This window comes from Mesorhizobium sp. B1-1-1 (assembly GCF_006442955.1).
Taxonomy (GTDB): Bacteria; Pseudomonadota; Alphaproteobacteria; order Rhizobiales; family Rhizobiaceae; genus Mesorhizobium.
On the sequence record NZ_VFWW01000005.1, the window covers coordinates 194203 to 218838 of the forward strand.

At 64.6% G+C, this 24636-nt stretch carries 21 protein-coding genes; 9 read left to right on the forward strand and 12 right to left on the reverse strand.

All coding sequences use genetic code 11. The features are described 5' to 3' along the window. Nucleotides 1-60: 60 nt before the first annotated feature. Nucleotides 61-1248, forward strand: coding sequence for an ATP-grasp domain-containing protein (locus FJ986_RS11735; RefSeq protein WP_140582519.1), 1188 nt, complete (start codon nucleotides 61-63; stop codon nucleotides 1246-1248). A gap of 12 nt (nucleotides 1249-1260) precedes the next feature. Here FJ986_RS11735 and FJ986_RS11740 read toward each other — a convergent pair whose 3' ends face one another. The 4 genes from FJ986_RS11740 to FJ986_RS11755 form a co-directional block, all read right to left on the reverse strand. Further along, nucleotides 1261-2079 carry a class I SAM-dependent methyltransferase gene (locus FJ986_RS11740; protein WP_140521439.1) on the reverse strand — a complete coding sequence of 273 codons (819 nt, stop codon included), beginning with the start codon at nucleotides 2077-2079 and terminating at the stop codon, nucleotides 1261-1263. 22 nt (nucleotides 2080-2101) lie between these two features. Continuing rightward, nucleotides 2102-3313 (reverse strand): GNAT family N-acetyltransferase, encoded by a 1212-nt coding sequence (locus FJ986_RS11745; protein WP_140582521.1) that lies wholly within the window; start codon nucleotides 3311-3313, stop codon nucleotides 2102-2104. Nucleotides 3314-3793: 480 nt separating this feature from the next. After that, the gene (locus FJ986_RS11750; RefSeq protein WP_181169975.1) at nucleotides 3794-5095 is read right to left on the reverse strand and encodes a hypothetical protein; all 1302 of its coding nucleotides are present in this window, start codon (nucleotides 5093-5095) and stop codon (nucleotides 3794-3796) included. Continuing rightward, a complete protein-coding gene (locus FJ986_RS11755; RefSeq protein ID WP_140674337.1) occupies nucleotides 5092-6261 on the reverse strand; it encodes a glycosyltransferase in 1170 nt (389 codons plus the stop codon). Before FJ986_RS11755 ends, FJ986_RS11750 begins: the two co-directional genes overlap by 4 nt. A gap of 294 nt (nucleotides 6262-6555) precedes the next feature. Here FJ986_RS11755 and FJ986_RS11760 point away from each other — a divergent pair, with 294 nt between their 5' ends. Then, nucleotides 6556-7716, forward strand: coding sequence for a DUF1972 domain-containing protein (locus tag FJ986_RS11760; RefSeq protein WP_140565371.1), 1161 nt, complete (start codon nucleotides 6556-6558; stop codon nucleotides 7714-7716). Further along, nucleotides 7713-8972, forward strand: a complete 1260-nt coding sequence (locus FJ986_RS11765) for a cellulase family glycosylhydrolase (RefSeq protein WP_140674339.1) — start codon at nucleotides 7713-7715, stop codon at nucleotides 8970-8972. The genes FJ986_RS11760 and FJ986_RS11765 overlap by 4 nt, the downstream gene beginning before the upstream one ends. A 33-nt stretch (nucleotides 8973-9005) precedes the next feature. Here the strand turns inward: FJ986_RS11765 and FJ986_RS11770 are convergent, their stop codons facing one another. Continuing rightward, nucleotides 9006-9875, reverse strand: coding sequence for an NmrA/HSCARG family protein (locus FJ986_RS11770; protein ID WP_140499077.1), 870 nt, complete (start codon nucleotides 9873-9875; stop codon nucleotides 9006-9008). A gap of 103 nt (nucleotides 9876-9978) precedes the next feature. On the opposite strand from FJ986_RS11770, the gene FJ986_RS11775 reads away from it, so the two are divergent. After that, entirely contained in the window at nucleotides 9979-10869 is an 891-nt protein-coding gene (locus FJ986_RS11775) for a LysR family transcriptional regulator (protein WP_140521434.1), read from the forward strand. Between the two features lie 111 nt (nucleotides 10870-10980). Here FJ986_RS11775 and FJ986_RS11780 read toward each other — a convergent pair whose 3' ends face one another. Both FJ986_RS11780 and FJ986_RS11785 read right to left on the reverse strand, forming a co-directional pair. After that, entirely contained in the window at nucleotides 10981-12351 is a 1371-nt protein-coding gene (locus tag FJ986_RS11780; RefSeq protein ID WP_210241332.1) for a VpsF family polysaccharide biosynthesis protein, read from the reverse strand. A gap of 1 nt (nucleotide 12352) precedes the next feature. Continuing rightward, complete coding sequence (locus FJ986_RS11785; RefSeq protein ID WP_140674341.1) at nucleotides 12353-14482, reverse strand: exopolysaccharide transport family protein; 2130 nt, start codon at nucleotides 14480-14482, stop codon at nucleotides 12353-12355. Nucleotides 14483-14747: 265 nt separating this feature from the next. Here FJ986_RS11785 and FJ986_RS11790 point away from each other — a divergent pair, with 265 nt between their 5' ends. The 3 genes from FJ986_RS11790 (at nucleotide 14748) to FJ986_RS11800 (ending at nucleotide 18494) form a co-directional block, all read left to right on the forward strand. Next, complete coding sequence (locus FJ986_RS11790) at nucleotides 14748-16253, forward strand: formyl transferase (RefSeq protein ID WP_140674343.1); 1506 nt, start codon at nucleotides 14748-14750, stop codon at nucleotides 16251-16253. A gap of 320 nt (nucleotides 16254-16573) precedes the next feature. Next, nucleotides 16574-17605 (forward strand): hydroxyacid dehydrogenase, encoded by a 1032-nt coding sequence (locus tag FJ986_RS11795; RefSeq protein ID WP_140674345.1) that lies wholly within the window; start codon nucleotides 16574-16576, stop codon nucleotides 17603-17605. A gap of 232 nt (nucleotides 17606-17837) precedes the next feature. After that, nucleotides 17838-18494 (forward strand): GntR family transcriptional regulator, encoded by a 657-nt coding sequence (locus FJ986_RS11800; RefSeq protein ID WP_140674347.1) that lies wholly within the window; start codon nucleotides 17838-17840, stop codon nucleotides 18492-18494. A 57-nt stretch (nucleotides 18495-18551) separates the two neighbouring features. Here the strand turns inward: FJ986_RS11800 and FJ986_RS11805 are convergent, their stop codons facing one another. Next, nucleotides 18552-19553, reverse strand: a complete 1002-nt coding sequence (locus tag FJ986_RS11805; protein ID WP_140674479.1) for an NADP-dependent oxidoreductase — start codon at nucleotides 19551-19553, stop codon at nucleotides 18552-18554. A 96-nt stretch (nucleotides 19554-19649) separates the two neighbouring features. Then, entirely contained in the window at nucleotides 19650-20465 is an 816-nt protein-coding gene (locus tag FJ986_RS11810; RefSeq protein ID WP_140516171.1) for an oxidoreductase, read from the reverse strand. A gap of 104 nt (nucleotides 20466-20569) precedes the next feature. On the opposite strand from FJ986_RS11810, the gene FJ986_RS11815 reads away from it, so the two are divergent. After that, nucleotides 20570-21139, forward strand: a complete 570-nt coding sequence (locus FJ986_RS11815; protein WP_140559838.1) for a TetR/AcrR family transcriptional regulator — start codon at nucleotides 20570-20572, stop codon at nucleotides 21137-21139. A 220-nt stretch (nucleotides 21140-21359) separates the two neighbouring features. After that, a complete protein-coding gene (locus FJ986_RS11820) occupies nucleotides 21360-21665 on the forward strand; it encodes a hypothetical protein (protein WP_140499097.1) in 306 nt (101 codons plus the stop codon). Between the two features lie 65 nt (nucleotides 21666-21730). Here the strand turns inward: FJ986_RS11820 and ugpC are convergent, their stop codons facing one another. Genes ugpC through FJ986_RS11835 form a run of 3 tightly spaced genes read right to left on the reverse strand, consistent with a single transcriptional unit; the run spans nucleotide 21731 to nucleotide 24557 of the window. Continuing rightward, the gene (ugpC, locus tag FJ986_RS11825) at nucleotides 21731-22795 is read right to left on the reverse strand and encodes a sn-glycerol-3-phosphate ABC transporter ATP-binding protein UgpC (RefSeq protein ID WP_140499099.1); all 1065 of its coding nucleotides are present in this window, start codon (nucleotides 22793-22795) and stop codon (nucleotides 21731-21733) included. A gap of 34 nt (nucleotides 22796-22829) precedes the next feature. After that, complete coding sequence (locus FJ986_RS11830; RefSeq protein WP_140521426.1) at nucleotides 22830-23651, reverse strand: carbohydrate ABC transporter permease; 822 nt, start codon at nucleotides 23649-23651, stop codon at nucleotides 22830-22832. Next, entirely contained in the window at nucleotides 23652-24557 is a 906-nt protein-coding gene (locus FJ986_RS11835; RefSeq protein WP_140521586.1) for a sugar ABC transporter permease, read from the reverse strand. Nucleotides 24558-24636 lie beyond the last annotated feature (79 nt).

A 24636-nucleotide genomic window follows, 5' to 3' on the forward strand; every position in this document is an offset into this window, starting at 1 on the left:
CCTGTCAAAGCGGAAGAGCTGGGCAACCGGCCGTGCCGGACAGCATGTGAGGATGTAGGCTTGGCGACGTCAGGCGCAGTGTTTCTTGGGGGCGCGCACGGCACGCTTGCCCTGGCGCGCAGCCTCGGCGCGCAAAAAGTGCCCCTCACCTACATCACCAATGATTCGCCGCTGCCGGGCTGGTCGCGATTTGTCGGAGCCACCATCCGCTGGCCCGGCCCAAACGATGAGCGGGCACTGCCGTTTCTGCTGGAAGCGGCGCCTAAACACCGGCTGGAGGGATGCCTCCTGATCCCGGCCGCCGATCCAGAGGTTCGCCTGGTCTCGGAAAACCTCGCCGCCCTGTCGGCGATCTATAAGATCTTGCTGCCTTCCTGGGATGCGTTGCAGTGGGTCTGCGACAAGCCTCTCCTCTACAGGCGGGCAACCGAGTTGCGGCTGTCCATTCCAAGGACCTATGACATCGCATCCATGGCGCAGGCCTCATCCCTGGACATGGTTTTTCCGGTCGTTCTCAAGCCTCACATGGGCGGCGGCAACACCCGCATCGCCAGGGCCAAGGTCGTCCAGGCCGACGACAGGGCCTCGTTTCTTGCCGCCTATCGCGACGCGGCCGAACAGGTCGGCGGCCAAAACGTCGTCGTGCAGGAGCGCGTGCCGGGCGGGGGAGAAAGCCAATTCTCTTACGCCGCGCTCTGGAACGAGGGCAAGCCGATCGCGGAGTTCACCGCGCGCCGCTCGCGGCAGTATCCGGTCGACTTCGGCTATACCAGCACCTTCGTCGAGATCGTCGACGAGCCCCGCGCCGTCGCTGCCGCGCGCACATTGCTGTCGTCGATCGGCCATAGCGGCCTGGTCGAGGTCGAATTCAAGCACGATTGTCGCGACGGCACGCTCAAGCTTCTCGACGTCAATCCGCGCCCCTGGTCGTGGTTCGGACTTTGCGCGCCTGCCGGCGTCGACCTGGGCGCGATGCTGTGGGAGACAGTGAACGGCCGGGCCACCGCAGCCGCTACCGCTCGCCCGGGAACGGCATGGATGTATCTGGCCCGCGACGCTGTTTCATCCGTGACGCTGATGCTGGGCGGCAGGCTTGGCATCGCGGCCTATGTCAACTCCTTCGCGACGGTTCGATCCTGGGCGGCGTTCGCCTCAAACGATCTGCTGCCGGGGCTGATCGAACTGCCGCTGACGGCATGGCGGGTGCTGACGAAACGGCTGCTGAACCCGGCCGGCCGCCGGCCCTGACAAAATCGCCCTTTATGATGGCCGGTAGTCGAAGATCGCGTAATCGATGGTCCGCACCGCGTCGAGGAAACGCGGCATGGGCGGCGTCACGCGTTGGTGGAAAGACCCGGCATCGTGGATGGCGGGCTTCGCCCATTCGATGGCCCTGTGGCTCGAACTGCCGTAAACGACGAGGCAGGGCCGCGGGTGCCGTTCCAGCGACGACATGAGATTGCCCAGCACGATTTCGAACACGTCCCTGGAAAAGGGATTGTAGAAATAGACCAGCAGCGGCGTCGGCGGGAACTCATACGTCGCGGCATCCGCTTCGATAACTGCAATCTGGCGGCATTTCTGGGCCGGGCTCTTGTATCGCTCGATGTTGCGCCGGGCGATTGCGACGAGCTCCCGCGCGAACTCCACACCGACAATCGCGGCGAACGGGTAGTGCGAGGCCAGCAGGAGCGTGCGCGACTTGCCCGAACCGATATCGATGAAGGTGTAGTCTGCAAGATCGTCCGTCAGCCTGTCCATGATGAAGGCGAAGGATCTGGGCGACGTGCAGACGCATTCATTGCCCTGGTCCCGGTGCGGTCCGACGACATCGAGCGCGTCGAGCCGGATCGAACCCGCCGTGTCGACGCCATTGTCGCGATCCCACTGGCGCGCCAGCCGGTCGGCAACGAGATGGCGGATGTTGCGTGCGACGAAGCGGCCGCTGTCACCAAGGCCATGCCGTCGCACGAGCCGGAACGGTTCGAGGATTCCTTGCTGCCGGACGAACCGCAGCGCCCTCGCGATGCGTCCTCTCGACCGGTCCTGCAAATCGATGCTGTACGTTTTAGGGTTCATTGCGGATCAGCTCGGTTGCCTGTCAGCGCAAGCGGCGCAGGCCGCGCACCAGGCCTTGGCCGGCCTTGAGCAGCCGCGGTTTGGAGCGAATGAAAAGCTCGATCCGGCAGCGCAGCGAAATATAGGCGGTGGCGCCCCATCCCCGCAGTGTCATCGACTGGCACAGTTCCGCCAGCACCGAACTGGCGGCGCCGATGTGCTCCTTATAGCCCTGGCTGCCGACCGAAAGGTCGAAATAGTCGAACCCGTGCCCGCGCCCCCACATCATCAGCTTGCCAAATGTCGTCAGTCCCGGCGGGGCAATGGCATTCTGGTCGATCCCAAGCAACAGGGTATGGAGCGTGCCTTTCCTGACCAGTACATAGATGACGGCGAGCCAGGCTTCCCCTCCGCGCAATCCGAAGATGCGCACCGAGCCGTCGGAAAGGCCATGCAGCGCGGCATCTCGGTAGAAGTCGACGACGGGCTCCTGCGTCAAAAGGTCGAAACGGCCGAGCTCGCGAAACCGCTTCAGTCGCAGTTCAAGGAGCGTGTCAAAGAGCGTTTCCGTCAGCGCCGGCGTGTCGGCCTCGACCAGGCTCAGGCCGCCGCGCTTTTCGAGGCGGCGGCAATGCTTGTGAAAGCTCTTGGCGAAGGAGGGCCTGCAGATGCGCTTGATAAGCGTTTCCGGTTCGCCGTGCAGGATTAGGCCGGAGGTGATCTGGAGGGAATCGTGCGCCGCCGAAAGCAGCGCCAGAGGATTGGCGACTCGTTGGATCTGTTGCGGGATTCCCAAGATATGGATGCGATCCGCCGGTGGCAGCACGGCGCGGACTGCCGCCCATGCGGCGTCGGCGCCTTGCCTGGTCCATGCCCTATCATCCGCCAGCAGCGGTGCCGAATAATCGCAGACGCCGCAGCTCAACCATTCGATCACGGAGTGGCCCAGCGCCCGGCGCCGCATCAGCGGCAAAAGCATGACCGGCGCGCCCGTGGCGGCGTCGTTGACCTCGACGACAAGCAGTTCCGCGCCTTTGGGCATCAGCCGTTTGGCGATCCCCTCGACCCACGCATAATGCTGATGCGCGGTGCACACGCCATCGGCCTGAAATCGCAGCCAGAGCGGCTTTACAGTGTCGAGGCTGGTGTGCAGCCGGGCTTTGAAGCGCGCGGCTGTACCGGCGCTGGCGGCAGTCGGGGACAATAACCCATCGGATAGATCCGTCTTGGGAGCCGTTCCCGTGGCTTGCCACATGCTTCTCCTGTCCTCCCGGCCGGCCATAAACATCGTCCACGCAAGCAGTGTAAACCCCGCCAACTCAGGACCGCTCCGGGCAGCCGTGCGTTGGAGCGCACGAAAGCCATGGTTGCGGACCAATGGCAGCGCTTGCGATACCCCCGCATCGTAAACCACGGCAAAGTTCGGTCAGGACCAGACCTTTGGCGCCATTATGTTCGTTGCTTTCGCCTACCGGCCGATGGCCGAACTAGTCGAACCTTTGCCCGCGTGCCCAGCTCGTCGACCTGCCATGAGGCCCGGTGAGACGTTGGGCACTTGCGCTCAGGTCGATCGCTAGCATCAAAGCATGAACGGTGCGTTGATGGACACTCAGAAATTGCACCGATCGGTCGTGCCACGTCGGGGCCATTCGTGAGACCACGCCGACGACAAACGGGGCCTTCCCGCCGCGTGCGTCCGTTACACCCTCACTGCCTCGCCTGCCACCGGTCTCTGCTACCGTTTTACCGGGGCGAACGGGACCGACCGCCGCCACCCGCCCAACCAGCTGTCGCGCTGCTGGTCCGGGTGCTCGATGTTCCATATGCGGTGACGTGCGAAATACCATGACGCCGCAAGGACGAAGATTTCGGAGACCGCGGAACCCAACAGCGACCACGGCGGAGGCGCGATTGCCAGCAGGATTGCGATCAGCGTCAGCCCGATTATTGCGCCACCGGTCGTGATGAACGCGACGGTCCGGAAATCACCGAGGACCTCAAGGATGATGCGAGGCATGACATAAAGCATGACCGGGATGAAATTCGCGATCACGAAAAGTCCGATGAATCCGACCGAGGCATCCTGGAGGGCCTGGGATTTTATCATCGGCAGGACGAATAGGATGGCACATCCATAGACGAGGCCACCGATCCCCATGACCAGCGACCAGATCTTCGCTTGCGCCCAGACACGGCTTGTTTCGTTGTTACGCATCAGCTTCGCCAGCTCCGGCTGCGTCATGTTGAAGAGAGCAAGGCTGATGATGCGTAGTGGGGCAAACAGCACGAGGACCGCCGCCAGCGGTGCGTAAGCGGCGGGTCCGGCAATGCCCGCGACCAGCAGGGCCAGGCATTGACCCTGGATGTTCGTGGTGGTCGCGCTGAACGCCGACCAGCGCAGCTGCGGCCAGAGCCTTGTATAGCGGCGGCGCGTCGGCATGCGGAAGCTGATGCGAGGTGTGCGGCGCGCCAGCCGAACCAGGACGACGATGCCGAGTAGATTTGCGGCCGCAAGCGCATAGAACACGGTTTGCAGCGCGTCCTTCGCCAACCACATGGTCAGTCCGGTCAGGATGATGCCGGTGATCGTGAAAGCGGCGTCGCTGATGGAGACGATCACCTGCTGGCGCCGAGCGAACAATGCCGTGCGCATGTGGCTGCGCAGCGACCATGCGCCGACGAAGCAGCCCGCGGCGATGCCGCTCGGATCGCCCAGCAGATGCATCAGGATCGCCGTGCCGACCGCCATCAGCAGCGACACTACCAAAGCCGCTGTTCCGAAGGCCACGTCATGGGCATCGACGCCGGCACTGTTGGTGCTCTTGCCCATCCATATCGAGGCGGGGACGGCAGTGAGCGAGCGGATGTACGACAGGCCGACGCCGCCCATCACCATGCCGATGGCGAAGAGACCGTAACCTTGCGCCGACAGTATGTGCAGCAGCGCGATGTTGAGGGCAAAGTGAAAGCCGCTCTGCATCGCCTCGCCGCCGACCATCAGCACGAGGCGTCGCAGCAGATGGACCGGGAATTTCACGGCCGGGTCTCCGCCTGGCGGGCGGTTGCCGGCCTGCCCGGCCTCGCCATCGTCACTTTCAGCTTGTCGGCGGCGATCGCCGCGATCGCGGCCGCTGCGACCGGTTCGCTGAAGACTGTCTCGTAGCGCGCACGGCCGGCGGCAATAAAACCGCGCCAGGCCTCGGGCCGCAGGATGATCGCCTGCAATTTCGCGGCAAGGGCGGCGGCGTTGTTCGGCGGAACATGCCAGCCGGTCTCCCCGTCGCTGACCACCTCGACCAGCCCGCCGATCGCCGATACCAGTGGCGGCCGACCATAGGCCATCGCCTCGATGGCGACGCGGCCCAGCGATTCCGGGCGCCGCGACGGAACGGTGACGATGTCGGCCCAGCGGTAGTGTTGCGAGGGGTCCGGTATGAACGGCAGCACGCTGACGCGATCGGCCAATCCCATGGTGTTCACCAGCTCGGCCAAGGCCAGTTCGCGCTCGGTGCTTTCGAAAGCGCCGCCCACCAGCCGCACTTCGATGCGCGAGCGCAATTCCGGCGGCATCGAGGCGACCGCCTCGAGCAGCACTTCCTGGCCCTTGATCCTGTTGATGCGGCCGAGCAGCAGCACCCGCAACGGCCGGCTGCCGTCATAGCGCATCGGCTCGGCCGCCGGCGGGCCCGCAACGCCATTATAGACCACATGCGTGCGTGAACGTCCGGCAATGCCGAAAGCGGCGCGCGTGGCGCGTGAATTGAAGATCAGGTCGGCATGGCTCCAGCGCATCAAGGCGACCAGGATCGTGCGCATGAAACCTTCGGGGATCTCGTGGATATGCAGGACAGCCTTGTGAGGCAGCAGGCGGGCGGCCAGCGCATAGTCGGCCACGATCGAGGTGTTGACATAGACCAGATCGCATTGCCTCAGACGTCGCCATGCCCGCCATAGGGCCAGCGGCAGGCGCGCCATCTCGACGGTCGCGAGGCGCAGGATGGCTTGGCGCCGCAACACCCAGAGCGGCTCGAAGACGATCCGGCTGGCATGCGGTTCGAGGATCTGCACGATCGGCCCGCTGCGCGGCAGCACGACTTCGATGTCGGCGGACGGAAACGCGGCGCGCAGGGCTGCGACGCTTTCCGCGAAGCTTCGGTCGGAGCCATAGAGTTCGTAGCCCTGATGAACGCAGGCAATCCGCATCTTAATATCCCGCCAGGTTCATACCCCATCCAGCATCGCGCGAGGCGGATGGCTGCCGAAGTCCAGGAGCAAGGATCATGCCCGGTCCGCTTTCCCAGGCGGTTAGGCCGAGGAACCCCGGCAACGCCTCGTTTCGATACAGATACGCCCGGAAAGTTGACCGATAATGAAACAACTCCGGCGTTTGGTAAGAATTTTTTACGACGTTCTGCGACAGTTGCTCCCACTCTTGCCCGGCTGGAAGTCGCAGGGTGGGTTCTGGTGCAATGAACATTCCGGAAAGTCCCGTCGGCCATGACATCAAAGCCCTCCATCCTGATCCTGGGAACGCGCGGCATACCCGCGGCCCATGGCGGTTTTGAAACCTTCGCCGAGAAGCTGGCGCTTTTCCTCGCCGGACGCGGCTGGAGGGTCGGCGTTTACTGCCAGGACGAAGTCGAGCGTGTCGAGCACAGGGCGCGCAGCGAAACCTGGCGCGGCATCGAACTCATCCACATCCAGGTCGCCTCGAAAGGTCCGCGCGCGACGCTGGAATTCGACTGGCAATGCGTGCGCGATGCCGTGCGGCGGCCCGGCGTGTGCCTCGTGCTGGGTTACAATGGCGCGCTTTTCCTGACCTGGCTCAGGCTGATGCGGCGCAAGATCATGACCAACATGGACGGCATCGAATGGCGCCGCCCCAAATGGGGCCTGGCGGCGCGAAGCTGGTTCTGGCTCAACGAATGGATCGGCGCCTGGACCTCGCATCGCCTCGTCGCCGATCATCCTGTCATCGCCGATCATTTGGCGACACGCCGGCCGCGCAGCGCGATCGTCACCATCCCCTATGGCGGCGATCCGGTGACGACGGCGCCGGAGGCACCGGTCAGGGCGCTCGGGCTCGAACCTGGAAAGTACCTGATCTCGATCGCACGCATCGAGCCCGACAACAACATCCTGCCGATCGTCGAAGCCTTTTGCAGCAAAAAGCGCGACATGAAGCTGGTGGTGCTTGGAACGCTCTCGGATGAAATCCCCTATCACGCCGCCATCCGCAAGGCCGCGAACGGCTCGGTGGTTCTGCCCGGGGCCATCTATGACCAGGCGACCGTGAAGGCGCTGCGGTACCACGCGCGCGCCTATATGCATGGCCACACGGTCGGCGGCACTAACCCGTCATTGGTCGAGGCGCTGGCGGCCGGCAACATGGTGATCGCCCACGACAATCCCTACAACAGGTGGACCGCGGGCGCCGCCGCCCTCTATTTCACCGATACCGGCACTTGCGCCGGCCGGATCGATCGGGCCATCGAAGACGACGCCCTGGTCGAGAGTTGCGGTGAGGCCGCCAGGGCGCGCGCCCGCGAAGCCTTCCGCTGGGAAGACGTGCTGCTGGCCTATGAGAATGAAGCCTTCCGGCTGCTCGGCGTCGTCGCCGGCGAGGCCGTTCCGGTCGACCATCCCTCGCACGCATGACGACGTGGTCGCGCCGGCGGGTTCTCGGAGCGGCGCTGTCCACGGCGGCGTTGCTCGCGCCGCTTTCTCCCGTGTCGTCCAGCCTGGCCGCCACCGGCGAATGGCGCTTCCGGCGCGGCGTCAACGCCTTCCCCTGGTTTTCGCTGACGCGCGAATTCCCCGCACCCCGTACCGACTACGACTGGCCTCCATTCCAGCAGCGGCCGGTCCCGACGGCGGCCGATCTGCGCAGGCTGCGCGCGACGGGTCTCGATTTCATCCGCCTGCCGGTCGATCCCGGCCCGTTCCTGGCCGGCGATGCCGGCACGCGCGGCCGTTTGCTGGCGATGCTCGATCGGGCCGTCACCGCCGCCCTCGACGCCGACCTCGGCATCATCGTCAACGTGCAGGCCAATAGCGCGACCCACTATTGGAATCCGGACCGGATGGTCTCCAGCACTGCCGCGCCCGCCTTCGATCTCTATCGGACGCTGATCGGCGAGCTTGCCGGCCGGCTGGCGCGGTTTCCATCGGGCAAGGTCGCGCTGGAGCCGGTCAACGAGCCGCAGCAATCCTGCGAGTCCAACGTCTGGTCGCAGGTCCAGTTCGCGCTCCTGACCGAAGCCAGGGCATCGTCCGTTACCCTGCCGCTGGTCGTGACCGGTGGCTGCGGCTCCATGGTGAGCGGGCTGACCGCGCTCGATCCGGCGCCGCTCTCGCCCTTCGAACCGATCCTGTTCACCTTCCACTTCTACGAGCCCTACCTGTTCAGCCACCAGGGCGCGCCGTGGATGAGCGAATCCGTCTACCGTTCGCTCAACAACGTGCCGTGGCCCGCCTCGGCCGGTTCGCTCGAGGCGACGCTGGCTTCGGTGCGGGCGCGCATGGCCGAGGGCGCCGAAATCTCCGAAGCGGACAAGAAAGCCGCCTACGCGGAAACCGAGCGCGTGCTGAAGGTCTATTTTGACGCCCAGCCCGGCCGCTGGTTCATCGACAAATACCTTAGCCAGGCGCGCGATTGGGCGGATAGCCATGACATCGCGCCCGAACGCATCATCATGGGCGAGTTCGGCGCGCTGCGCACCGACGCCCGCTATGTCGCCGCGCCCGATCCCGACCGCGCCCGCTACATCGCCGACGTCAGGCAAAGCGCAGAGTCGTTCGGCTTTGCCTGGGCCTTCTGGGCCCTCTTCGACGGCATGGGCATGATGGACGACACCACGCGCGCCCTGGACCCGGCGATGATCGAGGCGCTTGGGCTGGAGATGCCGGGCTAGACGGCCTATCCCCGTTGCTTGTCCTTGCTTCCGTCAAGCGGAGGCAGCGATCGCCGAGGCGAAGTCGCGATATGGGCGCAGTGGGCGTCCGAGCAAGGCAGTCAGGCGCTCGACGTCGCCGGCCTCAGGCAGCATCCCGTTGGTCAAGAACCGCTCGCCCATCAGGCGCATGTCGTAGGCCATCCAGGCGGGCAAGAGTTGCTTGAGATTTTGCTCGAAGCCTTCGGTATTGTCGCCGCCGTAGTTGATCGGGCGGCCAAGCACCTCTGACCAGATTGCGGCGATATCCGTCCCGGTCAGTGTCTCCGGGCCGACGAGGTTGATCCGGTCGAGCACAAGCGGCTCCGCAGACTGTTCGCGGCGCAGCAGCTCGAGGGCGGCGATCTCGGCGATATCACGCACGTCGATCATGGCGAGCCCTTTGGCGCCGATCGGCATTGGGTAGGTGCCGTAGCCGGTGATGACGTCTTCGATCATCAGATCGTTCTGGATGAAGTAGGCCGGGCGCAAGATCGTAGCCTTGAAGTCCATCTCCTCGATCATGCGCTCGACGCCGAACTTGCCCGCGAAATGGGGTACGTTCACATAGACGTCAGCGTGGACCACCGACAGATAGACGATCCGCTCGATGCCGGCAGATCGGGCGACGTTGAGCGCGACCAAAGCTTGGGTGAATTCGTCCGGTACCACGGCGTTCAAGAGGAACAGAGTAGAGACTCCGGACATGGCTTTCCGCAGCGAATCGACATCGAGAAAGTCGCCTTGCACGACGGAGACGCCTGCCGGGAAGTTGGCTTTCGACGGATCGCGGACGAGAGCACGCACATCTGCGTCGCGCTTGACGAGATGTTCGACGACTTGGCGGCCAATGTTGCCCGTGGCGCCGGTAACGAGAATGGTCATGAAATTTCTCCTGTTGGATTGCTTGACAGCTCCAATATGTGTGGCTCACTAACAGCCCAACAGGCGGAAATTTTAGACACGTCGTCTCACTGGTGGAACACACATGGACCTCCTTGCCCTCGCCGATTTCAATCTCGTTGCCCGTCATGGCGGCTTCGGCAAAGCGGCAAGGGCCACCGGCCGGCCCAAGGCAACCCTGTCCCGGCGCGTTGGCGAACTGGAAAGCAGTCTTGATCTGCGCCTGTTTGAACGGGGTGCGCGTAACCTCAAGCTCACCGAAGAAGGACGGGCGCTCTTCGAGCGGACGGGAGCGTTGCTCGCCGAACTCGACGAGACCGCTTCGGCGATTGCCTCGGGCGGTCAGAGACCCAAGGGGAGGCTGCGGATCAGCGCGCCTTTGCATTTTTCTCAGACCGCAATGGGAAGGATCGCCGCGGGGTTTGCCCTCAAATATCCGGAGGTGAGGCTGGAGGTCACGACCGAGGACCGGGCCGTGGACATGATCGAGGAAGGCTATGACCTGGTGATCCGGGTCAATCCGGATCCCGACGAAAGCCTGGTCGGACGGGCGTTTCTGCGCGATCGTCTGGTCGTGGTGGCTCGCCCCGACCTTCCTCGCCCGACCGGTGGACTCGCCGCTCCTGGCGTTGCGCGCGGGGCAGGCGATCTGCAGACATTGCACGTGAAGACACAAGGCGGCCGGTCAACGATCAGGATCGAGCCGGTCGTCGCTTTGTCGACGCTCATCATGGTCCGGGACGCGGTGCGGGCCGGCGTCGGTGCGGCACGTCTTCCCATTTCGTTGGTGAGCCACGACCTGGCTGACGGCACACTGGTAAGTTGGGGGGAGATCGACGGCCCCGAGATCGCTCTATGGACGCTCTACCCCTCTCGACGGCTGCTCAGCGCGCGAGTGTCGGCGTTCATGGACTTTCTAAAACAGGCCTTCCCAAACGGGACGCCCGACGAACTGGCTGCCTATATTGGCAGGTGACGACCGTGCCCGCTTTCGGGCGTGGAAAGTCCTAAGAAGCGCTTTCCCGGCGTCATGGCTGAGCCCCATGTCACATGCGATCCGTCTTTGCGAAACACAGGGGATCAGCCGCTAACGGCGGAGAGGCTGCGCTCTTCGCCGGTCGTCTCCAATTGCGCGCACTGCTTGCGCCTCTTGCCGCGCCACGGCCCGCGCCGGCCGGTACAGCACCAGCGCCAGCACCACGAATTTGGTCAACAGCGTCGTCTTGGAGGCGAGGGTCTCGGAGGTGTTGAGCAGGATCAGCCAGCCCAGCATGGGCAGCCAGATGCCGGGATGGCAGCGGCGTGCCACCTCATGCATGAACAGCACGAAGCCGAACAGCATCAGCAGGGTAAAGAAGGCGCCCTGATAGAGCACCATGCGTATGATCGGGTTCTCGATGCCTTGTTCCAAGCCGTTGATGCGGCGCATGCTTTCGATCAGATCGATATCAGGCCCCACGATCAGGTCGCCCAGCCCTAGATTCTTGAAGAGGTCGAACATTTCGACGCGGGCATTGGCGCTGCCGCTGTCGGACACGAAGCGTTCCAGCAGCGCGTCGAAGAAGCCATAGGAAAAGAGAAGGGCGACCGCCACCGGCAGCAGCGTGGCGAGCAGGACCGCAAGGGCCGCGCCCAGCAGGCTGACGCGTCCATGCCGCAGATAGGCCACGCCCCTGAAAAGCAGATAGATGCCGCCGAGCGCGAGCGTGATCACCATCGCCGAACGACCGCCGAACGCGACCAGCGCCGCGGTTTGCAGGCCGATCAGCGAAAGCCGCAGCGGCATCGACAGCGACCGTGAGCCGGAGAGCAGCGCCAGCACATAGACCGCGGTGATCGTGGCATTGGCCAGCGGATGGCCCTGAAGCGCGGTCGAGCGCAGGTCGGTGAACACCTCGCCGTCGAGCCGATAGGGAAACACCAGCGTCTTGGTCGCGAACTCGAACAGCGCCAGCAGCGCATTCGCCGACATCACCGCGTGAACGACCGTCTGCAGCCGCGCGAAGGTCCGTTCGTCGTCCTCGGCCAGCATCAGCACCAGCAGCGCCGCCGTCACGAACGTATCGACCATGCCCGCCATGCCCGGGCGATGCCTGATGACGACCACCACCAGGAGCACGACCGAGATGACCGCCATCAGCGCGCTGGCCGGCCGCCGGTCGGCAACGGCAGCCATATAGCCGACCGGATTGCCGAACGTGCATGAACGCCAGGCAAACACCAGCACCAGGAGATAGGTCGACGGATGGATTTTGGTGGCCGGACTGCCGAGCAGGCCGTCGTAATTGTAGCCCACCAGCCATAGCATGCCGCCGGAAACGGCGAACAGCACCGCCACCGTGACGACCAGGCCGAAGCGGGTCACCCAGTCGACGGAACTGCCGGTGGGGGATGCGGCGGCGGCTTGGCCCGGCGCGGCCCAGCCGGCTGCCGGGCTGGCGGGCCGGACGGCGGCCATGTCAGGCCGCCTCGTCGACCAGCAAGGCGCCGGTCGGCAACCGCCCCATGACGGAAATGGCCTGCGACGCCGCCGCGACATCGCGCATCGGCGTCGAGTTCAGCGTGGCGACGAGCAGGATTTCGTCGGCCATCGCTACCAGCGGCGAGGCATTGAGGTTGTCGGCCAGCGCGCCGCCATCGATGACGACGAGTTCGAAGTTGCGGCCCGCCTGGGCCAACATCTGCTGGGCAAAATAGACGCCCTGCGCTTCCTGGAAGACGGCCTTTGACCGGCCCCTCCCCAAAAGCGCGACATTGCTGCCGGGCGTATACTGGCTCAACGCCTCGATGCCGTACTCACCGCGAAGCACGTCGAGCACGCCCGGCTGCTGATCTTTCTGGCCGCCGGCATTGGTATCGATGAACAGGATACGGCCGCCCCGGGCGGCCGCGGCATTGGCCAGCAAGCGCGCCACCCTGCCGCGATGCGCGGCGTCCTCGGGCGGCGACGTCACCAGTATGGACGGCACCAGCGGCCAGTCCGGCGGGCGCCGGCCCGACGAGAACATGCGCCTCAGCGCCAGCCCCACAACCGCGTCCGTCTTCTGGCTCGCCGCGGCGGCCGTGCCGCCGAAAGGCCACCAGCGACGGGTGTTGCCCGATTTTGCCGGCACCACGCCAAGCACCGGCGCGTCGATGGCCGATTGCATCTGCGCGCTGGAAAGCACCGTGGGCGAGGAATATTCCGCGATCAGCGCCAGGCCGGTGCCGAGCCCCAGGCCGCCGAAGAGCGCGCCCAGGACAAGCAGCGACAGCGGCGGCCAGCTCTTCTTCAGGGCCGGCATGGCGCTGGAGATGATCCGCGCATTGGTGCTGTCGACGTTGATCTGCTCGCGCGTCTCCTGCACACGCTGCAGATAGTTGGCATAGACGGAGCGAACGGCCTCGAGATCGCGCTGCAACTCGCGCAGCTTGACCGAAGCCTGGTCCGTATCGAGCGACTTGGTCTTCATGCCGGCGACCTTGGCCTCCAGCGCCTGCTGGTTGGCCAGCGCTCGCTCGTAGTCGGTCTCGGCAGCCGCCCCGATGCGGCCGAGCTCGCGCCCGATCAGCGCACGCGTGTCGCGCAGCTGCTGCTGCGCCGCGATCATCGAGGGATGGCGTGGCCCAAGTTCCGTGCCGAACTGCGATACCTTGTCGACAAGCGTCGCCTCCTGCGCCCTGAGGCTCGAAATCACCGAGGAGCGCATCGCTTCCGAGGTCGCGTCCGGCGCCCCGCCCGACCTGCGCAACTGGTCGACCTGCGCCTTCAGCGCCGCAGTGCGGCTTTGCGCTGCCGAAAGCTGCGTATTCAGCTCGGTCAGTTCCTGGTCGCTGACCAGATTGCCTGCCGCCATCACCATGTTGTTGGCGGACCTGTAGGCCTCGACGGCATTCTCGGCCTGCTGGACGCGCTTGCGCTGCTCATCCAGTCGCGCGGCGATGGCGTCCGAAGCGTCCTTGGCCATCCGCGCGCGTGAGCTCGCCTGATCCGCCAGATAGGCCTGCGCGATCGCATTGGCCAGCATCGCCGACTTCTCGGCGTTCTTGGTGGTGATGATCACCTCGATGACCAGCACTTTGTCCGCTCGCCGCACCGCCAGGCGTGCGCGCAACGCATCGAGCGTCTTGGCCGTCTTGTCGGCTTCGCCTGACCCCGAACCCAGCAATCCGCCGAGTAAACGTCCCAGCATGCCCTGCCCGTTGAATTCAGGATCCTCGGTCAGGTTGGTCGCCTTGATGGCCCTGAGCAGCACCCCCGTCGACTGGACGACGCTGACCTGGCTTTCCACACGGGTTATGCCGCCGTCGGGCGGCACCTGGCTCGGATTGACGTCGTTGCTGACCACCTGCAGGTCTTGCGGGTCGATGATGATTTCCGCCGCCGAGCTGTAGAGCGCCGGCGTCATAAGCCCATAGAGCAATGCGCCGAGGGTCAGCAGCGCGGTGATGGCAAAGATGAGGAAACGGCGGCGCACCAGTATGCGCTTCACGTCGCCCAGCTCGACGGTCGAGGCCGGGTAGGAGGGCGCCGACGGCACCGCTCCGGGCGCGTATTGCATCGCCTCCGGAGCGTATTGTTGCGGCAACGAGAGCAGGGATGATTGCAAGGGTCGCTCCGACAACACTCCATGCGCCTGCAAAGATCAAATTGCGGCTTTGTCTTAGCTATGCTTCCAACTGTTAAAACACTGTTAATTATATTGAGAGCTCTTGTGAATTTTGGCACGGGGTTTGCCTAGAAGAGGCGCGGGTGTTGATACGGCGCGGGCAACGGGGGAATGACATGGAATGGGGCAACACTCCATCCGTCCGGCCGTTTCCCGCGTCCAAACACCGGCCCAATACCGAACATCACAACGATGAGGATGCGACATGCAGGTGAACCTGCGCCTGGACAGCAAATGCCCGCGTGCCTTTCACCTGACGCTGCTGGAGCGCCTTGCGGCGCTGGCGCATGTCGAGGTCTCTGTCGATCTCGGGCCGGCCGAGGGCGGCATACCACCCAGCGCCGCGGCGCTGTTTCAGCTGGAGACGGCCATCCATGGCCTGTCCGCGAACGGGCTGGCGAAACGCCTGCCGCTTTCGGCGCTGGCACCCTATCAAGCGCGGCCGCCGACAGCGTGCGATCTGGTGATCGACCTCTGCGGCGACGTGCAGCGCGAAGGAACGCGCGTCTGGCGCGTGACCTATGACGGCGCCGCGGGCGAAGCAGCCCTGCTGACGCTGATCCTCGATGGGCGAACGCCGATTGCCCGTATAGAGGAAAACGGCACGATCGTCGCCGAAGGTCGCCTGGGCACCGAATATGGCGGCATCGCGCTTGCCTCGTTCCAGGATATGCTGGCGCGCACCGCGAGCCTGATCCTGGCGGCGATGACCGGCGCGGCGCGGCACGCTCTCCCCGTCCTGCCGGAGCCGGCGCACGGCAATGCCGCGTCCGCCATGCCGTCCGCCGCCAAGCTTGGCGTCAGGGCCGGCAAGGCGCTGGCGCGGCGCGTCGTCCAGAAGATTTATCATCTCTGCTACAACGCCCCGCACTGGAAGGTCGGCTGGCGGCAAACACAGGGGCAGGACCTGCTCGACCTGCGGGCGCATCCGGCAACGGGCTGGCAGGTGCTGCCCGACGACGGCAGCCGCTTCTATGCCGACCCGTTCCCGATCCTGCATCAGGGCAAGGTGACCCTGTTCGTCGAGGACTATATCCACCGTCTGGGCCGGGCCATCATCTCCGCCGTGCCGTTCGGCCCGTCGGGGCCGATCGGCCGCCCGGAACCGGTGCTCGACCTGCCCTATCACCTGTCCTATCCGTTCGTCTTCGAGCGCGACGGCGAAGTCTGGATGGTGCCGGAGAGCTGCGCCAACCGCACGGTCGACCTCTACCGCGCCACCGCCTTCCCTGGCGGCTGGGTCAAGGAAGCGACGCTGCTGTCAGACATCGTCGCCAGCGACGCCACCCTGGTCGAGCATGGCGGACGATGGTGGCTGTTCGCCACCGTCAGGGACGGCGGCGGCGCCTTTTCCGACGCGCTGCATCTGTGGTCGGCGCCGGACTTTCGCGGACCGTGGACGCCGCACCCCAAAAACCCCGTCCTGATCGACATCGCCTCGGCGCGACCGGCGGGCCGCATGGTAGAACGGGAGGGCCAATTGCTGCGCCCCGTGCAGGACTGCCGCAGGAGCTATGGCGCGGCGCTCGGCATCGCACGCATTGTTCACCTCGATTTGGACGGCATGAGCCAGGTTGTCGAGACCATCTTGACGCCTGGCGCGTTATGGAGCGGGCGCAAGCTGCACACGCTCAACGAGGCGGGCGGCCTTGAATTCATCGACGGTTCCGCGATCGCGCCGCGCTGGAAGCAAACGAGCGGCGGGCGCTGACGACGGCCTTCGCAAAAGGTCGATACGGCCCTCTGGCAAAAAGCCCCCGCCAGTCATGGCCGGCGGGGTGAGGCTCTGGAGTAAGCCGGAATCGGTCCGGCATGGATCAACGTATGGAGCGGTGGTTGGTTGCGGCGCCAGAAGCGCATTCCCTTTCCCTTTTTTGGGCCCTTGTGCAAGAACGGCCCCTCGCCCCAGCCGCAATCCCGCCTTTCTTGTCGCGAAATTTTCCTCCTCCGTATGCATGTTGTAAGTCGTTTAATCCGGGATAGATTGCATCCAGAAGGGCGCCAAAACGATCGCGCCGGGAGGAATTCGCCATGTCCGACAGCGCCCTGCCGCTGGTCATCAGCGCGCCCGAACCGCGCACGCTCGACCTCATCTTCACGCCGCCGCAGCTGGCGCGCTTCAAGGCGAAATATCGCATCGTCGAGACGACGCCGGACGGCGTGGCGAAACTGCCGGCCGATGTGCTAGCCGAGGCCCGCTACATCGTCGGCCAGCCGCCGATCGCGGCCGAGACGCTGGAGAAGATGAAGGCGCTGCGCTGCGTCTTCAATGTCGAGAGCAACCTCATCGACAACATGCCCTATGAAACGCTGTTCGCGCGCGGCATCCATATCGTCACAACGGGCCTGGTCTTCGCCGAGCCGGTGGCCGAGCTCGGCCTTGCCATGGCGCTCAACCTCGCCCGCGGCATCGTCGATGCCGACCTTGCCTTCCGCAAGGGCGAGGAATTGTGGGGCGGCGACGGCAACCGGACGGCGCGGCTGTTGTCAGGCGCCGATGTCGGCATCATCGGCTTCGGCGATCTCGGCCGCGCGCTGAACCGGCTGCTGTCGGGTTTCCGCACCAGGACAAAAGTCTTCGATCCCTGGCTGCCGCCGTCGATCCTAATCGACAATGGCGTCGAGCCGGCCGCGATGGACGAGGTGCTGTCCGCCAGCGACTTCGTCTTCGTCGTCGCCTCGGTGACCAGCGAGAACCAGGGCTTCCTCGGCGCCGACGCCTTCGCCAGGATGCGCAAAGGCGCGGCCTTCATCCTGCTCAGCCGCGCCGGCGTGGTCGACTTCCCCGCTTTGATGGCGGCGGTGAAGGGCGGCCACATCCTCGCCGCCAGCGACGTCTTCCCCGAGGAGCCGCTGGCGCGGGACCACCCGGTGCGCGCCTTGCCCGGCTTCCTGCGCTCGGCCCACCGCGCCGGGGCGCTCGACATCGCCTTCAAGCGCATGGGCGACATGGTGCTGGAGGACATGGACCTGATCGACCGCGGCCTGCCGCCGCTGCGCTCCAAGCGCGCCGAGCGCGAAACGGTCTCGCGCATGCGCTCAAAGCCGGTGGACAGGAACTGACAGGGCGGCGACGTCCCTCGCGTCGCTTGACAAAAGCATGGCCAGCGACGACCCTCGCCCGGCCCATCTGGGGGCTCGGCAAGCGGCAGGGACCGTCGGCGGTAATGGCGCAGCTGGCGGGCTCAAGGCCAATCGGTCCGGCCGGCCAAGCGGTCCGGTTCTCTTTTTTCGCCATGGCAAGGCGGCAAGAGCGGCCCTCGCCATGAGGCTGTCGAAAACGCGACGGAGCGCGATGCTCAACACGATCGATTATGGCGGCAAGGAAGCCGATATCGTCCACGCGCTGGAGGAAGACATCATCTTCGGCAGGCTGGCGCCCGGCGCGCGCCTGGTCGAGGACGTGCTGCTCGCCCGCTTCCCGGTGTCGCGCCATACCATTCGACAGGCGCTCTATCAGCTCGAAAGGCTAGGCGTCGTCACGCGCGAGCGCAACAAGGGCGCCATGGTGCGGCGGCTGTCGCCCGACGAGGTACGGCAGATCTACGAGGTGCGCGAGATGCTGCAGCGCCAGGCGGCGCTGATGATCCGCCTGCCGGCGAGCGATGCGCTGATCGAAGAGCTGACGCAGATCCTCCGCATCTATAACGACCATGTCGAGAGCGGCTACCTGCGCGGCATCCACGAGGCCAATGATCGTTTCCATCTCACCATGTTCTCGGCCTGCGGCAATGCCTATCTGGTGGCCTCGATCGAGCATTACATGCGCCTCAGCCTGCCGGTGCGGGCTAACTCGCTGGCCGACAAGGAAAAGCTCGACATCTCGCGCCAGCACCACGCGATGATGATCGAGGCGCTGAAGCGCCGGGACAATTGGGTGCTGGCGCAGCTCTGCGTCGACCATTTGCAGCCCAGCAAGGCGTTCTATCTCCAGGAGATCGAGAGCGGCTGAGACCGCCCTGGCTAAAAGGCGCAAGACTGACAACAGGCCGAGCGGCGCCGGCGCCTTCTATCTCACCTTCACGACCACCTTGCCCTTGGCGCGCCCCGTCTCGACATAGGCCAGCGCCTCGTTGGTCTTTTCGAATGGGAATACCTGATCCATGACAGGGCGTATGACGCCGGATTGGATGAGCGACGTGATCCTGCTCAGTTGATCGCCCTGCGCCCACATGAACAGGAACGAATATCCGACCCCGGCGCGTCTGGCCTTGCGGCGTATGCCGCGGCTCAGCAGGCGCAGGACCAGTTTCAGGACAATGTTGAGGCCTTTGTCCCTGGCAAATTCGGGATCCGGTGGACCGGAGATGGAGATGAGCTTTCCGCCCGGCTTCAGCACATGCAGGGATTTCTCGAGCGTCTTGGGGTCCTGGCTGTTCAGGACGACGTCGTAGCCATGCAGGACCTTCTCGAAGTCCTCCTTCTTGTAGTCGATGACGACATCGGCTCCGAGACGTCTCACCAGATCGGCGCTCGCGACGCTGGCCGTCGTCGCAACCGTGGCGCCGAGATGTTTTGCCAGTTGGATGGCGAATGTCCCCACACCGCCGGAGCCGGCCTGGATGAACACCTTCTGCCCTTTCTTCAGCCCTGCCCTGTCGACGAGCACCTGCCAGGCGGTCAGGCCGACCAGCGGAATGGAGGCCGCCTCCTCCATGCTGAGACTGTCGGGCTTCAAGGCCACGTCGGCTTCTTCGACGGCGATGAATTCGGCGAATGTCCCGATCCGTCCGTCGCGCGCCCGCGCATAGACTTCGTCGCCGGTCTTGAATTTGCGTACTTTCGACCCGACGCGAATGACGATGCCAGCCACGTCATGGCCAAGGATGAATGGCGGGCGGTAAGGCAATATGAGTTTGAACTCCCCGTCCCGGAGTTTGGAATCGAGAAGGTTTACGCCAGCGGCGTGGACCTCGATCAGGACATCGTTGTCGCGCGGTTCCGGCTCAGGCATCTCTGCAAGCCGCAGGGCGCCCTTCTTCTGATATTTGTCGACGACAAAGGCTTTCATCATATTCGCTTTCTTGAAATGAATCCCGATATCGGACAGGCTGGGCTTTCGGGGCAGCGAAACTGCTTGTGCGGGCACCGACTTGGCACGCTCCGTTCAGGCAGGCAGGCGGAACTGCTTGCGCAAGGTCTTGTCGAACGTCGCGGCGGGCGCGAACCGCCGCAGCGTGCTGACCAGCCGGGCTGTCTTGCCGGCGGTGTAGCGTCGGCGCTGACGCTTCTCGGTGGCGGCCCTGAGTACCACATTCGCCACCGCTTCCGGAGGGTCTGCTTTCGGCATCACGTCGCGAAGCAATGCGTCGATACCGGCGCGGGCCTGATCGTATTCCTTCATGACGGAATCGGGCTCGAGCCCGTTCTGGTCGAACACGGTGCGCACGAAGGCAGGTTCGATGACCGAAACCCGGATGTTGAAAGCGCGAACCTCGTGGTCGAGCGATTCCGAATAGCCTTCGAGCGCGTGCTTGACGGCGGAATAGTGGGCCGAGTACGGCGCGGGGACCAATCCCAGGATCGAGCCGATATTGACGATGCGCCCCTCGCCGCGCCGCCGCATCGACGGCAGCACCGCGTTGATCATCCGCATGACGCCGAACAGATTGACATCGAACAGGGCCTTGGACTGGGAAACCGAGGATTCCTCCGCGCCTCCCAGCAGCCCGACGCCGGCATTGTTGACCAGAAGGTCTATCCGGCCGGTCCTGGCGAGGACATCTGAAACCAGAGCTGCGACCGACGCGTCATCGGTCACGTCACAAACCAGCATCGATATCCCGTCCGAGCCCTGGCCTGATATTTTGCGGCTGGTGCCGAAGACGGTGAAACCCGCCCGCGCCAAAGCCTCCGCGCTGGCGCGGCCGATGCCGGAGGAGGCGCCGGTCACGATCGCCGTCTTTCCTGAATTCCGGTTCATCTGGTGACTCCGAACTCGAGAGGTCTTGCCTCTCGGCGATGATTGAATTATGATCGTAATATCACATTACGGGTGTAATGCAATAGGGAAGCGGAAGGAGCGCCATGCGCTACGAAAAAGGCCGGAAGGACGCATCACGCAGCCGGATCATGGAGGTCGCCGCCGAACGGTTTCGCGGTGACGGCATCGCCGCGTCCGGACTGGCAAGCATCATGAGCGACGCCGGCATGACGAACGGCGCCTTCTATCCACACTTTCAATCCAAGGCCGAACTCGTCCGCGAGAGCATGGTCGCGGCACTGGAGGCTCAGTCGCAGCAATTGCAGGAGGCGTTGGCCTCGGGAGGGCTGGATCTGGCCCTCGCCATGTATTTGTCGCCCGAGCACCGGGATCATCCGGAGACCGGCTGTGCTTCGGCGGCGCTGTTGCCCGAAATCGCGCGTCAGCCATCCGAGACCCGCGCGCTCTACACCGAACGATTAATGACTCTGGTGCGCCAGCTATCGGCGCAGTTGCCGCCTGGAATCCCTGATCCGGAGGGCGTTGCATTGGGCGTTTTCGCGGCGCTCATCGGCGCCCTTCAACTGTCCCGCGCGGTGGAGGGAACTGAATTGTCCGATCGCATGCTGACGGCGGGAGCGGAGGCGGCGCGGACTCTGGTCCAGCCGCGCTAGGGAGAAGAGGAAGGCGCTATCCCGTGCGATGTGCCCCCGCTGCAAATCTAACGATGCAGCCAAACGAAGAAAAAAGCGGAAAGTTTCGCCGCCGTTGAACAATATATTTGTTCAGACCGGGCCTCAGCTGACATGGCGAACCGGAACTTTCCTCCAAACCTTCCGTTTCTTTGAAGATCGTTGCTTCGACGGTCGAAGAGCAACAGGGAAGGATCCTATCATGAACATCAAGATGATCTGCGTCGGCGCGATGACGCTTTCGATGCTCGCGGGCTCGGCCCTCGCCGCCGCGAACAAGGGCACGTCGGCACTCGACGACCCGGCCAAGATGCAGCCCTTCTACACCGACTCCAGCATGAAGAAGATGCGCAGCAGCGACGAGTTCACGAAGGCGTGGAAAGCGCTCACTCCGGAAGACCAGAAGATGATGATGACGGCCTGCGACGACGAGGCCAAGGACGCCAACGCCGCCAACAGCCATCCAGAATTCTGCAGCAGCGTCAAGGCGAATGGCGGCAGCAAATAGACCGGCCTAGAAGCAGGCTTTTGTAGCCCGCACCCTGAAGACAGCCCCGTCCCGCGGGGCTGTTGTCATGCGCCGACGCGCCGGCCGGTTTCGGCGTCGAACAGATGCGCGCAGGCGCGGTCGACCTCGATGCGCACCGGCTGGCCCTGCTTGAGCGCCAGCCGCTCGCGGAAAAGGCAGTCTATCTCCTCGCCGCCGCAGTCGACCTTGGCGAAGATCTCCGAGCCGGTGGCTTCCAGCAGCGTGACGCTGCCAGGTATGCCTTGGCTGCTGGCGCGGATGTGTTCGGGGCGGATGCCGTAGACCAGCTCTCCGCCCGGGACCTGTGCCGGATGAAGCGGCGCCGGCAGCGGCAAGGTCAGCCCGCCTGCGCTGCGGAAGACGCCTTCCTCGATGCGGCCGCGAATGAAATTCATGGCGGGCGAACCGATGAAGCCGGCGACGAAGAGATTGGCCGGCTGGTCGTAGAGGTCGAGCGGCGCGCCGACCTGCTCGACCAGGCCGTCATGCAGCACCACGATCTTGTCGGCCATGGTCATGGCCTCGATCTGGTCATGCGTGACATAGATGGTGGTGGTGCCCAGCCGCTGGTGCAGCGCCTTGATCTCGCCTCGCATCTGCACGCGCAGCTTGGCGTCCAGGTTGGAGAGCGGTTCGTCGAACAGGAAGACTTGCGGGTCGCGCACGATGGCGCGCCCCATGGCGACACGCTGGCGCTGGCCGCCCGAAAGCTGGCGCGGGAAGCGGTCGAGCAGCTTTTCCAGGCCGAGGATACTCGCCGCCCTGTTGACGCGGCCGGCGGTATCGGCCGGATCGGCTTTCTTGATCTTGAGCGCGAAACCCATATTGTCGGCCACCGTCATATGCGGGTAGAGCGCGTAGTTCTGGAACACCATGGCGATGTTGCGGTCTCGCGCCCTGAGATCGTTGACGACCCGCTCGCCGATGGCGATCCTGCCGGCCGAGATCGTCTCCAGCCCCGCGATCATGCGCAGCAGCGTCGACTTTCCGCAGCCCGAAGGTCCGACCAGGATCACGAACTCGCCATCGGCGATGTCGACGCTGACGTCGTGAATGATCCTGGTCGCTCCGAATGCCTTCTGCACATTGTTGATGGTCACCGCTGCCATTTCATGTCCTCACCTGGAAAGAGTGTCGTCGGCTTCAGCCGCCCTTGACCGCGCCGGCGGTCAGCCCGGCGACGATCTGCCTTTGCGCGAACATGGTCAGCACCAGCACCGGCAGCGTCACCACCAGTGCGGCGGCGGCCAGCGGCCCCCAGCTCACCTGCTCGTAGGAGAGCATGTTGTAGACCGCGACCGGCAAGGTCCGCGTCTCGCGGCTGGCCAGCACCACGCCAAAGACGAAATTGTTCCAGGAGAAGATGATGGACAGGATGAAGGCCACCACGATGCCTGGCCTGGCGATGGGCAACGCGACCAGCCGGAACACCTGCCATGAGGAGGCGCCGTCCATGCTGGCGGCCTCCTCCAGCTCCATCGGCGTGGTTTCGAAATAGCCGATCATCACCCAGACCACGATCGGCACCGTGACCACGAGATGGATGATGATCTGCGGCCACAGCGTGCCCAATATGCCCGCCCACTGGAACAGCAGGAACAGCGGGATGAGATAGGACAGCCCCGGCGTCATGCGCGCGATCATGATGACGACCGCCGACCGTTCGGCCTTGAGCCGCGCTATGCCGTAGCCGGCAGGCACGCCGATCAGCAGCGCCAAGAGCGTCGCCGTGCCGGTCACCAGCACCGAGTTCCAGAAGTAGAGCAGGAAATTGTTCTCCTCGAACACCTTGGCATAGTTCGACCAGGCCACGTGCTCGGGGATGAAGACCGGCGGCGAGGCGCCGTTGTCGATCTCGAATTTCAGGGACAGCGAGAGCATCCAGAGGAAGAACAGGATCGCCGGCGAGACGAAGACCAGGGCGGCGAAGAACAGGCCGATCCGGTTGAGCAGTCGCGAACGCATCTATTTGCCCTCCGCGTCGGTCCAGCGGCTGCGCTGGCGCAGCATCAGCAGGACGAAGGACAGCGCTACGATAAGAACGAAGAACACCACCGCCATGGCCGAGCCGTAGCCGACGTCGTAATAAGAGAAGGCGATGTTGTAGAGATAGATGTTGATGGTCTCGGAGGCCGTGCCCGGCCCACCCTGCGTCATCGCATAGATGATGTCGAAGCTCTTCAGTGCGTCGATCGTGCGGATGATCACCGCGATCATCAGGAACGGCGCGATCATCGGCAAGGTCAGGTAACGGAACTGCTGCCAGGCATTGGCGCCGTCGATCTCGGCGCTCTCGAAGGGTTCGCGCGGCACCGAGGCCAGCCCGCCCAGCACGATCAGCATCACCAGCGGCGTCCACTGCCAGGTCTCGACCGCAACCAGCGAGGGGATGACCGTCCTGGCATTGAATATCCATTCCTGCGCCGGAATGCCGACCAGCGACAGAAGGTAGTTGAGCACGCCGAGTTGCGGATGGAACATCATCGTCCAGACCAGCGCCACGGCGACGGGCGTGGCCATCATCGGCATCACGAAAATGCCGCGCAGCACGCCGCGCAGCGGGAACCGGGCATCGAAGATCAGCGCCGCGACCGTGCCGAGCAGCATCGGCGCGGCCACCGAGAGGAAAGTGTAGGACAAAGTGTGCGCGAGCGATTCCCAGAACCGCCCATCGCCGACCAGTCGCAGATAGTTCTCCATCCCCGCGAAGCTTCGCGACTGGCCAAGCGTCCAGCGGTTGACGCTCATCCACAGCGTGAAGGCCCAGGGAAAGACGATGACGGCGCCGACGACGACCAGCGCGGGGACGACGAAGGGCCAGTAGCTGGGAGCCAGCTTGACGGGCCGGCCCCCTTCGCTTGCCTGTTTCATCACCCCGGTACGATCCGTCGTCGCCCCGGCGCGATCCGTCGTCGCCCCGGCGCGACTCGTCGTCGCCTCGGCGCGCTCT

Excerpts from the sequence above, each read along its gene's own strand:
- FJ986_RS11740 (WP_140521439.1), bottom strand. The coding sequence starts at position 2,079 with ATGAACCCTAAAACGTACAGCATCGATTTGCAGGACCGGTCGAGAGGA.
- FJ986_RS11745 (WP_140582521.1), bottom strand. The coding sequence starts at position 3,313 with ATGTGGCAAGCCACGGGAACGGCTCCCAAGACGGATCTATCCGATGGG.
- FJ986_RS11755 (WP_140674337.1), bottom strand. The coding sequence starts at position 6,261 with ATGCGGATTGCCTGCGTTCATCAGGGCTACGAACTCTATGGCTCCGAC.
- FJ986_RS11760 (WP_140565371.1), top strand. The coding sequence starts at position 6,556 with ATGACATCAAAGCCCTCCATCCTGATCCTGGGAACGCGCGGCATACCC.
- FJ986_RS11765 (WP_140674339.1), top strand. The coding sequence starts at position 7,713 with ATGACGACGTGGTCGCGCCGGCGGGTTCTCGGAGCGGCGCTGTCCACG.
- FJ986_RS11770 (WP_140499077.1), bottom strand. The coding sequence starts at position 9,875 with ATGACCATTCTCGTTACCGGCGCCACGGGCAACATTGGCCGCCAAGTC.
- FJ986_RS11775 (WP_140521434.1), top strand. The coding sequence starts at position 9,979 with ATGGACCTCCTTGCCCTCGCCGATTTCAATCTCGTTGCCCGTCATGGC.
- FJ986_RS11780 (WP_210241332.1), bottom strand. The coding sequence starts at position 12,351 with ATGGCCGCCGTCCGGCCCGCCAGCCCGGCAGCCGGCTGGGCCGCGCCG.
- FJ986_RS11790 (WP_140674343.1), top strand. The coding sequence starts at position 14,748 with ATGCAGGTGAACCTGCGCCTGGACAGCAAATGCCCGCGTGCCTTTCAC.
- FJ986_RS11795 (WP_140674345.1), top strand. The coding sequence starts at position 16,574 with ATGTCCGACAGCGCCCTGCCGCTGGTCATCAGCGCGCCCGAACCGCGC.
- FJ986_RS11800 (WP_140674347.1), top strand. The coding sequence starts at position 17,838 with ATGCTCAACACGATCGATTATGGCGGCAAGGAAGCCGATATCGTCCAC.
- FJ986_RS11805 (WP_140674479.1), bottom strand. The coding sequence starts at position 19,553 with ATGAAAGCCTTTGTCGTCGACAAATATCAGAAGAAGGGCGCCCTGCGG.
- FJ986_RS11810 (WP_140516171.1), bottom strand. The coding sequence starts at position 20,465 with ATGAACCGGAATTCAGGAAAGACGGCGATCGTGACCGGCGCCTCCTCC.
- FJ986_RS11815 (WP_140559838.1), top strand. The coding sequence starts at position 20,570 with ATGCGCTACGAAAAAGGCCGGAAGGACGCATCACGCAGCCGGATCATG.
- FJ986_RS11820 (WP_140499097.1), top strand. The coding sequence starts at position 21,360 with ATGAACATCAAGATGATCTGCGTCGGCGCGATGACGCTTTCGATGCTC.
- ugpC (WP_140499099.1), bottom strand. The coding sequence starts at position 22,795 with ATGGCAGCGGTGACCATCAACAATGTGCAGAAGGCATTCGGAGCGACC.
- FJ986_RS11830 (WP_140521426.1), bottom strand. The coding sequence starts at position 23,651 with ATGCGTTCGCGACTGCTCAACCGGATCGGCCTGTTCTTCGCCGCCCTG.
- FJ986_RS11835 (WP_140521586.1), bottom strand. The coding sequence starts at position 24,557 with ATGAAACAGGCAAGCGAAGGGGGCCGGCCCGTCAAGCTGGCTCCCAGC.